This is a genomic window from Evtepia gabavorous (genome assembly GCF_003425665.1).
GTDB classification, from domain to species: Bacteria; Bacillota; Clostridia; order Oscillospirales; family Oscillospiraceae; genus Evtepia; species Evtepia gabavorous.
In genome coordinates this window covers 1-13003 of the sequence record NZ_QQRQ01000036.1, presented here as the reverse complement: position 1 = coordinate 13003, position 13003 = coordinate 1, and the positions used below count along the sequence as shown (strand labels likewise).

At 65.7% G+C, this 13003-nt stretch carries 10 protein-coding genes; 2 read left to right on the top strand and 8 right to left on the bottom strand.

Going from position 1 to position 13003, the window contains the following annotated elements:
• Window positions 1–1763, bottom strand: a 1763-nt coding sequence (locus DV520_RS11410; RefSeq protein WP_117142938.1) for an elongation factor G, incomplete at its 3' end; no start/stop codon positions are given.
• Between the two features lie 145 nt (window positions 1764–1908).
• Between DV520_RS11410 and DV520_RS11405 the strand changes: the two genes are divergently transcribed.
• Window positions 1909–3297, top strand: coding sequence for an MATE family efflux transporter (locus tag DV520_RS11405; RefSeq protein WP_021918850.1), 1389 nt, complete (start codon window positions 1909–1911; stop codon window positions 3295–3297).
• A 16-nt stretch (window positions 3298–3313) separates the two neighbouring features.
• The gene (gene mtnN, locus DV520_RS11400) at window positions 3314–4015 is read left to right on the top strand and encodes a 5'-methylthioadenosine/S-adenosylhomocysteine nucleosidase (RefSeq protein ID WP_021918851.1); all 702 of its coding nucleotides are present in this window, start codon (window positions 3314–3316) and stop codon (window positions 4013–4015) included.
• Between the two features lie 134 nt (window positions 4016–4149).
• Here mtnN and DV520_RS11395 read toward each other — a convergent pair whose 3' ends face one another.
• From DV520_RS11395 to DV520_RS12695, 7 genes are all read right to left on the bottom strand, one after another.
• Window positions 4150–4593 (bottom strand): coiled-coil domain-containing protein, encoded by a 444-nt coding sequence (locus tag DV520_RS11395; RefSeq protein ID WP_117142936.1) that lies wholly within the window; start codon window positions 4591–4593, stop codon window positions 4150–4152.
• Between the two features lie 114 nt (window positions 4594–4707).
• The gene (locus DV520_RS11390; RefSeq protein ID WP_021918853.1) at window positions 4708–6036 is read right to left on the bottom strand and encodes a citrate/2-methylcitrate synthase; all 1329 of its coding nucleotides are present in this window, start codon (window positions 6034–6036) and stop codon (window positions 4708–4710) included.
• The gene (locus DV520_RS11385) at window positions 6023–6508 is read right to left on the bottom strand and encodes a helix-turn-helix domain-containing protein (RefSeq protein WP_021918854.1); all 486 of its coding nucleotides are present in this window, start codon (window positions 6506–6508) and stop codon (window positions 6023–6025) included. Before DV520_RS11385 ends, DV520_RS11390 begins: the two co-directional genes overlap by 14 nt.
• Window positions 6509–6542: 34 nt before the next feature.
• Complete coding sequence (locus DV520_RS11380; protein ID WP_165850105.1) at window positions 6543–6971, bottom strand: MarR family winged helix-turn-helix transcriptional regulator; 429 nt, start codon at window positions 6969–6971, stop codon at window positions 6543–6545.
• A 782-nt stretch (window positions 6972–7753) separates the two neighbouring features.
• Window positions 7754–9394 (bottom strand): acyl-CoA dehydratase activase, encoded by a 1641-nt coding sequence (locus tag DV520_RS11375; protein WP_117142934.1) that lies wholly within the window; start codon window positions 9392–9394, stop codon window positions 7754–7756.
• The gene (locus DV520_RS11370) at window positions 9391–10653 is read right to left on the bottom strand and encodes a 2-hydroxyacyl-CoA dehydratase subunit D (RefSeq protein ID WP_165850104.1); all 1263 of its coding nucleotides are present in this window, start codon (window positions 10651–10653) and stop codon (window positions 9391–9393) included. Before DV520_RS11370 ends, DV520_RS11375 begins: the two co-directional genes overlap by 4 nt.
• 648 nt (window positions 10654–11301) lie before the next feature.
• Complete coding sequence (locus tag DV520_RS12695; protein ID WP_165850103.1) at window positions 11302–12393, bottom strand: Mbeg1-like protein; 1092 nt, start codon at window positions 12391–12393, stop codon at window positions 11302–11304.
• Window positions 12394–13003 lie beyond the last annotated feature (610 nt).

The following is a 13003-nucleotide window of genomic DNA, read 5'->3' as shown; positions in this document are numbered from 1 at the left end:
CAGGCGAATTTCCCCCGGCCCCGGGTGTAGGCGGCCACGGTCAGGGGATAGTCCTTCATGGCGGCCACCGGGGCGGTGCCGGTGAGGGTGGCCCAGGTCCCGTCGCTCTCCGGGGGGTCGAAGGTCCCCGCCATGGTTTGCAGGTCGCTGATGGCCCGGCCCAGCTGCTCGGCGGGGAGGGTGAGGGTGAAGGCGTACCAGGGCTCCAGCAGCACGCTCTCGGCCTGCATGAGGCCCTGGCGCACCGCCCGGTAAGTGGCCTGGCGGAAGTCGCCCCCCTCGGTGTGCTTGGGGTGGGCCCGGCCGGAGAGGAGGGTGATGCGCAGGTCGGTGATGGGGGCGCCGGTGAGGACCCCCCGGTGGGTCCGCTCGGCCAGGTGGGTGAGGATGAGCCGCTGCCAGTTCCGGTCCAGCAGGTCCTCGCTGCACCGGCTGTCAAAGACCAGACCGCTGCCCTGGGGCAGGGGCTCCAGGAGGAGATGGACCTCGGCGTAGTGGCGCAGGGGCTCAAAGTGGCCCACCCCCTCCACCGGGGCGGCGATGGTCTCCTTGTACAGAATGCGCCCGGCGTCCACCTGGACCGCCACGTCAAAGCGGTCGGCGATCAGGCGCTGGAGGACCTCGATCTGCACCTGGCCCATGAGGCGGGCGTGGATCTCCTGGCTGTGCTCGTCCCAGACCAGGTGGAGCTGGGGGTCCTCCTCCTCCAGCTGCCGGAGCTTGGGCAGCAGGACCTGGGCTGGACAGTCCGGGGGGAGGACCAGGCGGTAGGTGACCACCGGCTCCAGCAGGGGGGGCGGCGCGGGGGGCTCGGCCCCCAGGCCCTGGCCGGGGTAGGTCTGGGTGAGCCCCAGCAGGGCGCACACCTGGCCGGCGGAAACCGCCTCCGCGGTCTGGTACTTGGCCCCGGAGTACAGGCGCAGCTGGGTGACCTTTTCCTCCAGCACCTCCCCGCCCGTTTGGGGGAGGTAGGACAGGGGGGCCCGGACGGCAAGGGTGCCCCCGGTGAGCTTGGCGTAGGTCAGGCGGTTGCCCTGGCTGTCCCGGGCGATCTTAAAGACCCGGGCGGCGAAGTCCGGGGGATAGACCGGGGCCTCGGTGTAGTCTGTCAGGCCCTGGAGAAAGTCCGCCACCCCCTCCAGCCGGAGGGCCGCGCCGAAGTAGCAGGGGAAGAGCCGGCCCAGGCGGACCAGCCCCGACACGTCCCGGGGGGTCAGGCGGCCAGTCTCCAGGTACCGGTCCAGCAGCCCCTCGTCCCGGAGGGCCACCCCCTCGGCCCAGGCCCCGTCCCGGCGGGTGAAGTCGGCACACCCCTCGTCCAGCTGCCGCTGGAGCCCGGCCAGGATAGCCTCCCGGCCGGGGTTGGGCAGGTCCATCTTGGTGACAAAGAGGAAGGTGGGGATCTGGTTGCGCCGGAGCAGCCGCCACAGGGTCTCCGTATGGGCCTGGACCCCGTCGGTGGCGCTGATGACCAGGATGGCGTAGTCCAGCACCTGGAGGGTGCGCTCCATCTCGGCGGAGAAGTCCACATGGCCGGGGGTGTCCAGGAGGGTGACCGCCAGCGCCGGGGTCTGAAACAGGGCCTGCTTGGAGAAGATGGTGATGCCCCGGTCCCGCTCCAGGGCGTGGGTGTCCAGATAGGCGTCCCGGTGGTCCACCCGTCCCAGGGCGGGGATGGCCCCGGCGGTGTAGAGCAGGGCCTCGGACAGGGTGGTTTTCCCCGCGTCCACGTGGGCCAGAATGCCGATGACGAGTTGTTTCATGGTGGTTCACCTCTTGGGGGTTCGTGGTTATTTTCTTCATTATAGCAAAAAACCCCCAAAAGGCCAACCCCGGGGCCGGTTGACAGGGGGAAAGAGGGTGCTATAATGGAGGCATTCCAACCGGGCGGAAAGGAGGCGGCGGCAGATGGCCAGGACAAAAACGGCGGACCGGGACATGACCCAGGGCGGCATTTTCCGTGCCCTGCTTCTCTTCTCCCTGCCTCTGCTGGCGGGGAATTTTTTTCAGCAGTGCTACAACACCGTGGACAGCATCGTGCTGGGCAATTTTGTGGGCAAGGCCGCCCTGGCGGCAGTGGGGACCACCACCCCCATCATCAACACCCTCATCGGCCTGTTTCTGGGGCTGTCGGCGGGGATTGGGGTGGTGATCTCCCAGTTCTATGGGGCCAAGGAGGAGGAGAAGGTGGGCCAGGCGGTCCAGACCAGCCTGCTGCTGGTGCTGCTGCTGTGCGGGGTATTCACGGCGGTGGGGATTGCCATGGTCCCCGGCATGCTCCGGCTCATGGCCACGCCGGCGGATGTGTTTCCCCAGGCGGCCCGGTACCTCCGGATCTACTTCGCCGGGGTGTCGGGGCTGATGCTCTACAACCTGGGGGCGGGCATCCTCCGGGCGGTGGGGGATGCCCGGCGGCCGCTGTACTTTCTCCTCTTCTCGGCGGGGGTGAACACCGGGCTGGACCTGCTGTTTGTGGCGGTGTTCCACTGGGGCATCGCCGGGGCGGCCATTGCCACGGTGGCGGCCCAGGTCCTGTCGGCAGGGCTGGTGCTGGGGGTACTCACCCGGTCCCGGGGATGCTACCGCATCCAGTGGCGGGGGATGCGGATGCACCGGGGGATTCTTCGGAACATCTTCGTGGTGGGGGTGCCCTCGGCCCTGCAGCTGGCCATCACCTCCTTCTCCAATGTGTTTGTGCAGTCCTATGTCAACCGCTTCGCCTCCTCCTGCATGGCCGGGTGGGCGGCCTATCAGAAGATCGACGCCTTCGTCATCCTGCCCATGACCACGCTGTCGGTGACGGCCACCACCTTTGTGGGCCAGAACGTGGGGGCGGGGAACTGGGACCGGGCCAAGCAGGGGATTCGCTGTGCCCTGGCCATGGCCACGGTGGTGACGGGGGTCCTTTTGGTCCCGCTGATGGTCTTTGCCCAGCCCCTGTGCACCCTGTTCAACCAGGAGCCGGAGGTGCTGGGGTACGGGGTGTATTTTATCCGCCTGATCTCCCCCTTCTATCTGGTGGCCAACTTCAATCAGATTTACGCCGGGGCCCTGCGGGGGGCGGGGGACGCCAAGGTGCCCATGGTGATCATGCTGGGGTCCTTTGTGGTCTTCCGGCAGCTCTATCTCTTTGTCACCTACCAGGTGGCCGGGACCCTGCTGCCGGTGGCCCTGGGCTATCCGGTGGGCTGGGTGGTGTGCAGCGGGGTGCTCCTGTGGTATTACCGCAGCGGACGATGGATGGCCCACAGCCTGGTGACACCGGCGGGGCGTGGGACAGACCGGGAAAGAGAGTAGGAAAGGAGCCGAGGAAATGAAGCAAAAAATTGGGATTTTGTGCCCGAGCGACAGTGAGGCAGCGCCCTTTCTGGCGGACATGGAAGGGGTCACGGAGACCCGAAAGGCCATGCTCCGCTTCTATGAGGGGACCTTCCACGGCGTGGATGTGGTCACGCTGTTCAGCGGGGTCTGCAAGGTCAACGCGGCCTTGGCCACCCAGATTCTCATTGACAGCTATCAGGCCGGGGCGGTCCTCAACGTGGGGACCGCCGGCGCCCTGGCGCCGGGCCTTTCGATATTTGACACGGTGATCGCCACGGAGGCCGGATACCACGATGTCAGCCCGGAGATTTTGACGGAGTTTCACCCCTGGCTGCCGGCCCCCGTGTTCCCGTCGGATGCGAGGCTGCTGGCCCTGGCCCGCCAGGCGGCCGCCCGGGGGGAGCACCCTGTGGTGTTTGGACGGATGGTCACAGGGGAGACCTTCCTGGCGGACGAGGGCGGACGGGAGGCGATCCGGGCCGCCTGGCACCCGCTTTCCGTGGATATGGAGACGGCCGCCGTTGCCCATGTCTGCTACGTCAATCAGGTCCCTTTTCTGGCGGTTCGGACCCTTACAGACACCGCCGATCAGCGGGGCGCGGCGTGCTTTGAGCAGAACTGTGACAAAGCCGCCTGGATTGCCAAGGAGGTGACCCGGACCTTGCTGGAGACATGGCGCTGCCAGGGACTGTAACTGGAGAAAAGGAGCAACAGGCGGAGACCGCTATCGGGTGCGGTCTCCGCCTGTCTGTTTTTGTCCAAACGATCGGGGTCCCGGCGCGCAAGCGCCGCCGGGGGCGTCCGGGGTGCTCTGCCGGTCCGGACGCCTCATTGCGCTTTTTTCAACTCTCGAATCTGCTTGCTGTGCAGGCGGATGGCCGCCTCCATGGCGTCCATCCGCGCTTCCAAGGCTTCCTTCTCCTCCTGGGAGGGCAGCCGCTCCAAAATGGCAGCGTGGCCCTCCGCCAGAAGGTTCAGGTCACGGCGGACTTCGTTCTCTAAGACGACTTTGATCCCGCGCACGTCGGCATCCAAGGAATTCACCTTAGCGTCCAAGGAGGCCACCTTAGTATCCAGGGAATTCACCTTAGCATCCAAGGAGGCTACCTTAGTATCCAGAGAATTCACCTTTTCATCCAGGGAAGTCACCTTGGCATCCAGAGAATTCACCTTTTCATCCAGGGAAGTCATCTTTGTATCCAGAACCGTCAATTTTTCATGGACAGGTTCAAGGGCTTGCTTCATGAGTTCCAGCATTTCTTTTTCCGTCATGTTACATCACCTTTCGGAGAATCGTTTCAGGCATCTGGGGATATTTGCACAATCTTTGCAGCATCTTGTGTCCCGATGGTTCCCAAACGGATCGTCGAACCCGGCGGAATCTTCTTATCCCCGCTCCCGCATGACGCTCATGTAGGCGGGGCGGATGATCTTGTTCATGCACACCAGCTCCTCGATCCGGTGGGCGCTCCAGCCCACGATCCGGGCGATGGCGAACAGGGGGGTGTAGAGCTCCATGGGGATGCCCAGCAGGTCATAGAGGAACCCGCTGTACAGGTCGATGTTGGGGCTGACCCCCTTGAAGATGGGCCGGTTGTTGGAGATAAGCTTGGGGGCCTCCACCTCAATGTTCCGGTAGAGGGCCAGGTCGTCCTGGCGGCCCTTCTCCAGGGCCAGCTGGTTGACGAAGGAGCGGAGAATCTGCTCCCGGGGGTCGGAGATGGAGTAGACCGCGTGGCCCATGCCGTAGATGAGGCCGCTGTGGTCAAAGGTCTCCTTATTGAGGATTTTCCGCAGGTAATGGCTGGTCTCCTCCGGGTCGGTCCAGTCGGACAGGTGGCCCTTGATGTCCTGGATCATCTCGATGACCTTGATGTTGGCGCCGCCGTGACGGGGCCCCTTCAGGGAGGACAGGGCGGCGGCCATGGTGGAGTAAGTGTCCGAACCCGAGGAGGTCACCACCCGGGTGGTGAAGGTGGAGTTGTTGCCGCCCCCGTGCTCCATGTGGAGGATGAGGGCGATGTCCAGGGCCTTGGCCTCCAGCTGGGTGTAGGACATGTCGTGGCGGAGCATCCGCAGGATATTCTCCGCGGTGGACAGGCTGGGGTCCGGCCGGTGGATGTACATGCTGTCGTTGTTCTCATAGTGGTTGTAGGCGTGGTAGGCGTACACCGCCAGCATGGGAAACTCCGAGATCAACCGGATACATTGCCGGATGGAGTTGCCCAGGCCGCCGTTGACCTGGTCGTCGTAGTTGGCCAGGGTGAGCACGCTCCGGGTCATGGAGTTCATGATGTCCCGGGAGGGGGCCTTCATGATCACGTCCCGGGTGAAGTTGGTGGGCAGGGTCCGGCAGTCGGCCAGGACGGCGGTGAACTCCGCCAGCTCCTCCGGGGTGGGCATCTGGCCGAAGACCAGCAGGTAGGCGATTTTCTCAAAGCCGAACTCCTGGGGCCCCAGGCCGCCGATGAGGTCCTTGATGTTGTACCCCCGGTACCACAGCTGCCCCTCGCAGGGCATGCGCTTGCCCCCCACGTTCTGGAAGGAGACGATTTTGGAGATGTTGGTCAGGCCCGTGAGGACCCCCACGCCATTGGCGTCCCGCAGGCCCCGGTTGACCCCGTACTCCTGGAACAGGGATTCGGGGATGGTGTCGTTCTGGACGCACAGGGGCTGTTGGGCGGCGGCGTAGGCCTCCACATTACGCTTGGTCATGGGCACCTCCCACTTTCTCGGCTTCCTGCCGCATAATCTCCTCCAGCTGGGCGATCTCCCCCAGCAGGTGGAGGAATTTCTCCTCTCCATAGGCGGCCACCACCCGCTGGTGGTAGGCGCGAAGGGTCTGACGGTGGGCCTGGACGGAGGTCACGGCGGTGTCCGTGAGCAGGATATAGGTCCCCTCCTCCCCGTTGCCGTCGTGGGTCCAGCGGACCAGGCCCTTGTTCTGGAGGGAGCGGGCGATGGCGGAGACCTTGGGCATGGGCAGGTTCAGCTCCCGGACGATGTCCTTGAGGTAAATCTTCTCGCTGCCGGTGTCCTTGGTATGCTTGGAGAGCAGCCAGATCAGGGCATATTCATCAGAGGCATTTTCCTGGAACAGGTGCCGCAGCGCCGGGCTGTGGAAGAGCTTGTCCGCCTGCTCCGGGGAGAAGGTGCGTAGGGCGCCCCCTTGGTTTCGATCTGTCATTTGGGTTCACCTCGGTAATCCAATATGGGTCAAGTTAGCCGGTGGGCCGCTGGTTGGCCAGAAGCTTTTTCTGGATGCGGATGAATTCCCGGGCATCCTCCGGGCCCAGGTCCGCCAGCATCTGGGCGGCGGAGCGAATCACCTGGGAACGAAAGGTTTGAATGGCCTCCAGCCCCTGGGGGGAGAGGGTGACGATCACCTGACGGTTGTTCAGGGGGTCGGGGAGGCGGGAGATCAGGCCCTTGTCCTCCATGCGGTTGAGAAGGGCGGCGATCCGGGCGGTGCTGACCACCAGCCCCCGGCTCAGGTCCACCGGGTGGGCCTGGTGGCGGTGGGTGAGAAGATAGTTCAGCACGAAGTGCTCCCCCTGGGTGAGCTTGGAAATCAGGTGCCGGGCGGGCACCCGGAGGAGGTCCTCATTGACCTGGAGCAATTCTGTGGCTAAGCCTTCATAATTTGCCATCATATCCATTGACACTCCCACGATCACTAACTATGTTAGCCATTGTACCAGAAACCGGAAGGGAAGTCAACGGCGGGTGTGAAAGTGCCCAAAAAGGGGAGAAAAAAAGCCCCCTCTTTTGGGGGAGAGGGGGGTGGGAGAGGCTTTTCCCGGCGCTGTTGGAAAGGGCGGGAACGAGGGCTTCCCAGGTGGGGGCCGTTGTGGGCTTTCCCCGGCGCCGTTGGAACGGGCGGGAACGGTGCCCTCCCGGGCGGGGCCCCATTTCTCTGGAGAAATGGGGGAAAGAGCACCAAGGGGCTTTGCCCCCTGGACCCCCGTGGGGGAAAGAGTTTCTTTCCCCCACACCCCTTTTCTCTGGCCTGTTGTAGAAGTGGCGTGGTTCTTCGATCGGTCTACCTGGCCTGCGGCCTCTAAAACCAACGCCTCATGGCCCGCCCACCAGCTCGGGCGGGCGGGAGAAGTGGTTCCTTGACGGGAGGAAAAAGTGGGAAACGAAACGGTTTTTCTTCTCCTTTTCCCAAAGGGTCCCTACCCACGTCCTCAGCCCGCCCAGCCGGTGGGCGGGCCGTTACGGGCCTTCCATTGTGAGGGCCGCAGGCCAGGTATCCCGTCAGAAGTACAGCCTCCCCCCACACACACCCACCAGAGAAGGGGGTCCCGGGGGAGGAACCTCCTCCCCCGGGGGTTCTTTCCCCTATTTCTTCCAAGAAATAGGGCCCCGGCTGGGAAGCCAAGGTTCCCTGCCGTTCCAACGGCGAAAGAAAGGAACAGAAAACCCCCTGTCAGGGCATCTCCAGCGCAAACAGCGCCGCCCCCAGCGCCCCGCACAGCTGGGCGTCGGGATGGATGAACAGCGGCTGCCCCAATCTTTCCTCGATGGCGGCCACCACCCCCCGGTTCCGGGAGACCCCGCCGGTCATCATGCAGGGGTTCTCCCCCCCCACCCGGCGGAAGAGGGCGGCGGCCCGGGTGGCCACCGACTGGTTCAGGCCGTGGACGATGTCGGGCAGGGCCTTGTTCTGGGCCACCAGGGAGACCACCTCCGAGTCGGCGAAGACGGTGCACATGGAGGAGATGGTGATCTCCTCCTTCCACTGCAGGCCGATGGTGGAGATCTCTTCCAGGGAGAGCTCCAGGGTCCGGGCCATCATCTCTAAAAAGCGTCCGGTGCCGGCGGCGCACTTGTCGTTCATGACGAAGTTGGCCACGCTGCCGTCGGGCTCGATGCGGATGACCTTGCTGTCCTGGCCGCCGATGTCGATGACGGTGCGCACCGCGGGGTGGAGAAAGTGGGCCCCCTTGGCGTGGCAGGTGATCTCCGTGACCGACTTGTCCCCCGTCTGGATGACCCCCCGGCCGTAGCCGGTGGTGACCGTGGCGGTGAGGTCGGCCTGGGTGAGGCCCGCCTGCTGGAGGGCCTGGTCCAGGGCACGCTGGGCCCCGTTGGAGGCCCCCGCCCCGGTGGGGAGGATGACCTTGGCCACGATGGTCCGGTCCTGGTCCAGGATGACCACGTCGGTGGTGGCCGAGCCGCTGTCGATGCCGGCGAAATAGCCGTGTTTCTTCATGGTGGGGTCTCCTTTCTGGGGGCCGAAGCCCTCGGCGAAGGCTTCCAGCCGGGTGCGCAGCTGCTCCCGGCTCTGGGTGGTGCCGTCGGACTCGATTTTCAGCAGGGGGACCGGCAGCTGGTGCCGCAGGCCCGCGTATTCAAAGCCGTAGTAGTCGCAGAATTGCAGGGTGTGGTAGACCACCCCCTCCAGGCCGGGGGTGTTGTACAGGGCCCGGCGGGCGGTGTTGTCGGTCATGCGCATGCAGGGCAGCTGGCCCAGCAGACAGCGGGCGTAGTCCTCCATGAGGGCGGCGAAGTCCCCCTGGTCCGCCGGCGGGGCCACCCGCCGGTTGTTGGCGCAGGTGGCGTTTTCCACCGGCAGGGGCATGGTCTCCTCCACCAGGGAGAAGAGGTGGGACCCCATCTTGGCCCCCAGCACGGCGATGTGGGGCCCGGTGACCGGGGGAGGGGACTGGAAGGCGGCGAAGAAAGCCGCCCGGTCGAACTGGGTGCCCTTGTAGGCCCCGTAGGCCTCCGCCAGGGCCAGGAGCTGGTCCCGGGCGTGCTGGACGGAACATCCCTCCTGGCTGTGGAGGATGTCCAGCAGGTAGAGAAAGTCCAGGTTGCCGAATTCCTTGAGGATGTCGTAGGCGCTGCGGATGGTGTCGCAACAGTTGACCAGCACCAGCTCCTTCACCTGCCCGGCCAGGGCCGCCTGGATCACCGACTTGCCGAAGCCGCACAGGTTGGGGTGGGCCACCTGGTCGGACAGGTCAAAGTTCTCCGGGGCCTCGTCCAGCAGGGCGCACTGGCCCCCCAGGGCGGTGAGGAGCTCGGTGGGGGTGTATTTACAGACGTGATAGGTGATGCTCATGCCATGCCCTCCAATACTTCCAAAAAGGCTTCCATCCGGGTGGCGGCCTGTCCCTCGCCGCCGAAGCCCCGGTCACAGCTGTCCCCGTCCAGTAGCAGGGTGGGCAGGCCGGCCTCCTCCAGGGCCTTCTTGCCCAGCCGGGCGCCGCCCAGGGTGTGCTTGCAGCCCCAGTGGCAGAACCAAACCGCCCCGTCGGCCCCCACGGTTTTGGCCATCTCCAGGGCCCGGTCGATCCGCCGCTGGGCCGGGCCGTTGAAGGGGGAGTAGACCAGGCGGCGGGCCATGGCCTCATAGGGCTTTGTGGGGTCGGCCTCCACAATCCCCTCATAGCTCATGTCGCAGGCGGCCACCTGGACCCGGGTGCTCTGGGCGAACAGGTGCCGCAGGGGGGCCACCCAGTAGGGGGTGGTGTGAATCCAGAGCAGCTGCTTGCCCTGGGCGGGGGGAGCGGTGGTGATCTCCCGGAGCAGCTGCCGGGCATAGGCCTCGGTCTCCGGGGTGCCCAGGAGGAAGTGGAAGGCGGCGGTGCGGAGCAGCTCGCTGGTCAGGTCGCTGAGCACCTGCCGCCCCGCCCGGAGGCGGAGGCCCCGGTGGTACAGGGCCATGGTCCGCTGACTGCGGGCCACGGTGCGGGCCAGCTGGCCGTCGTCCAGGGGGAGGCCTGTCTGCTGGGTGAGGAATTCTCCCATCTGCCGCAGCTGCCCGGCCACGTAGTCCACCGCCTGGGGGGAGGACTCGAAGGGGATGTCCACGTTGAAGTGGGGCACGTCGTAGAACTGGGCCAGGTGACGGAAGGTCAGGGTGTTGGCGTCACAGGCCAGGGAGGTGGAGAGAATGAACCGGGGCTTGGGCATCAGACCCATCTGGGCGGCCCCGATAAAGACCTTGTGATAGGAGCACAGGCTGTTGGGAATCCCCGTGTCCTCCGCCTGGTGGAGGAAGGGCTGCTCGGCCATGGCCCCGGACAGGTAGCTGGAGAACCCCTCGCAGGAGTAGGGGTGCAGGCCCTGGAGGTGGAGCATCTCACAGGGGGTGAAGAGGCTCACCATCACGTTGGACTGGGGCTTGGCCAGGCAGGTGACCATGGCGCGGTTCACCAGCTGGAAGAGCATCCGGTCGGACTTGGAGCTCCGCTTGGAGGCCAGCTTGTTTTTCACCCCGTTGGCCCGGAAACCGGCGGTGAGCAGCTGCCGGGCCCGCTGGGGCTTTTCCTCTGATAAGGCGCCGATTTTGGCGCCGAAGGTTTCGATAAGATCCATAAAATCCTCCTTTTGAGGGGTGCGTGGGTGGGGGGCTGGGGGGCGTTGTGGGGTTCTTCCCCTACGCCGTTGGAACGGGCGGGAACGGAGCCCTCCCGGGCGGGGCCCTATTTCTTTGAAGAAATAGGGGAAAGAACACCAAGGGGAAGGAGGTTCCTTCCCCTTGGAACCCCATTCTCTGGTGAGAGGAACGGGGGAAGGTGGTTGGGGCGGTATGGGCCTGGCCTGCGGCCTCCAAGACCAACGCCTCATGGCCCGCCCACCAGCTCGGGCGGGCGGGAGAAGTGGTCTGTTGACGGGAGGAGAAAGTGGGAAACCAAACGGTTACTTTCTGCCTTTTCCCAAAGGGCACCTACCCACGTCCCCAGCCCGCCCAGCCGGTGGGCGGGCCGTTACGGGCCTTTCGCTGTGAGGGCCGCAGGCCGGGTATCCCGTAAGAAGTACAGCCTCCCCCCACACAACCCCACCAGAGAAGGGAGTCCAGAGGGAAGAACCTCTTCCCTCTGGGGTTCTTTCCCCCATTTCTTCCCAAGAAATGGGGCCCCGGCTGGGCAAGCCAAAGTTCCCTGCCGTTCCAACGGCGTAGGGAGAAACCCACAAGGGCCCCCCGCCCGGGCAGGCCAGCGGTTCCAACGGCCCCAGGACCTCCTACCCCTTCCCCCCGGTGCCCATATTCACCAAAAACCGCCACAGATAGTCCAGCATATCCCGCCGGACCGCCGGGGGCAGGGCGGCATAGGCCCCCGCCACCGCCAGGGCGCTGTCCGCCCAGCTCTGGGAGAACTCGGAGAGGGTCTCCGCCCGGGAGGCGGCCAGCAGGTCGAAAAAGACCTGGGTGAACTCCTCCCGCTCCGCCGGGGACAGGGCGTCCACCCAGCCCCGGAACCCGGCGCTCTCCCGGTCGCCCCGCCGGGAGCGGCGGGGGAGTGAGACAAAGCCGGTCCCCCGCACCGTCCAGGAGAAGGGGTCGTGCTGGCCCACCGTCCCCACCCCGTGGCTCTGGATGATCTGGGCCCGGGGGTCCTGGTGGAGAAGGGTCCCCACCAGGGAGGCCTGGGGGATATAGGTGACCAGCCGGGGGGCCAGGGCTCCGTAGGCCCGGGTGCGGGTGAGGTCCTGGCCAAAGCCGGGGCCGTCGTGGCTGGTCACCCGCAGAATCCGCCGCCGGAGAAGGGGCGGGGCGTGAAGGGCGGCCCACACGGCCAGGTTGCCCCCCTTGGAGTGTCCCCCCACCCGCAGCCTGCCCGGGTGGCGCTGGGCCACCTGCACCAGGTAGTCCTGGGCCAGGGCCTGGGCGGGGACGGGGAAGGCATAGCTCATGGCAAAGCACTCCTTCCACCCCACCAGGGTGTCGTCGGTGCCCCGGAAGGCCAGGTAGAGGGTGCTGTCGGGCAGGCGGAAGGTGAGGGCGGCAAACTGGGTCTGCTGGTCCAGCACCCCGGCGGCACAGCCCAGGCCCAGGGTCTGGAACCGGGGACTCCGGGCGGCCTGGCGCACCAGGGCGGGGGTGTCCTTGGCCATGATGAGCCCCACCGCGTCCCAGCCCGGCCGCTGGGTCAGGGCCTCCACCGCCTGGGGGAAGGGGACCCAGTCCCCCTGCCGGGGGCCGGGGAGCACCTGCTCAAAGGGGAGGTAGGCGCACAGAGACAGGATCAAATCGTCCACCGGGCAGAAGGGGGCCACCCGAAAGGGGAGCACCCCCCGCCGCTGGAGATAATCCAGACAATTCCCATACCCCACGCGCTCAGCCTCCCCGCGGTTGCTTTTGTTCAGCCCCATAGTATAACACAGATCAAGCTGGTAGGGAAGAAAAAGGTTGTCTCCCGCCTTGGTTTTTTCCGGCGCCGTTGGAACGGGCGGGGACGGGGGCCGCCTGGGTGGGGTGCCATTGTGGTCTTTCTCCTACGCCGTTGGAACGGCAGGGAACCTTGGCTTGCCCAGCCGGGGCCCCATTTCTTGGGAAGAAATGGGGGAAAGAACCCCCGGGGGAGGAGGTTCCTCCCCCGGGACCCCCTTCTCTGGTGGGGTTGTGGAGGGGGAGGCTGTACTTCTGTCTTAGTACCTGGCCTGCGGCCCTCCCAGCGAAAGGCCCGTAACGGCCCGCCCACCGGCTGGGCGGGCTGGGAACGTGGATAGGTACCCTTTGGGAGAAGGCAGAGAGGAACCGTTTGGTTTCCCGCTTTCTCCTCCCGTCAACAAACCACTTCTCCCGCCCGCCCGAGCTGGTGGGCGGGCCATGAGGCGTTGGTCTTGGAGGCCGCAGGCCAGGTAGGCCGACAGAAAACCCACGCCGCTTCTACAACAGTCCAGAGAAAAGGGGTGTGGGGGAAAGAAACTCTTTCCCCCGCGG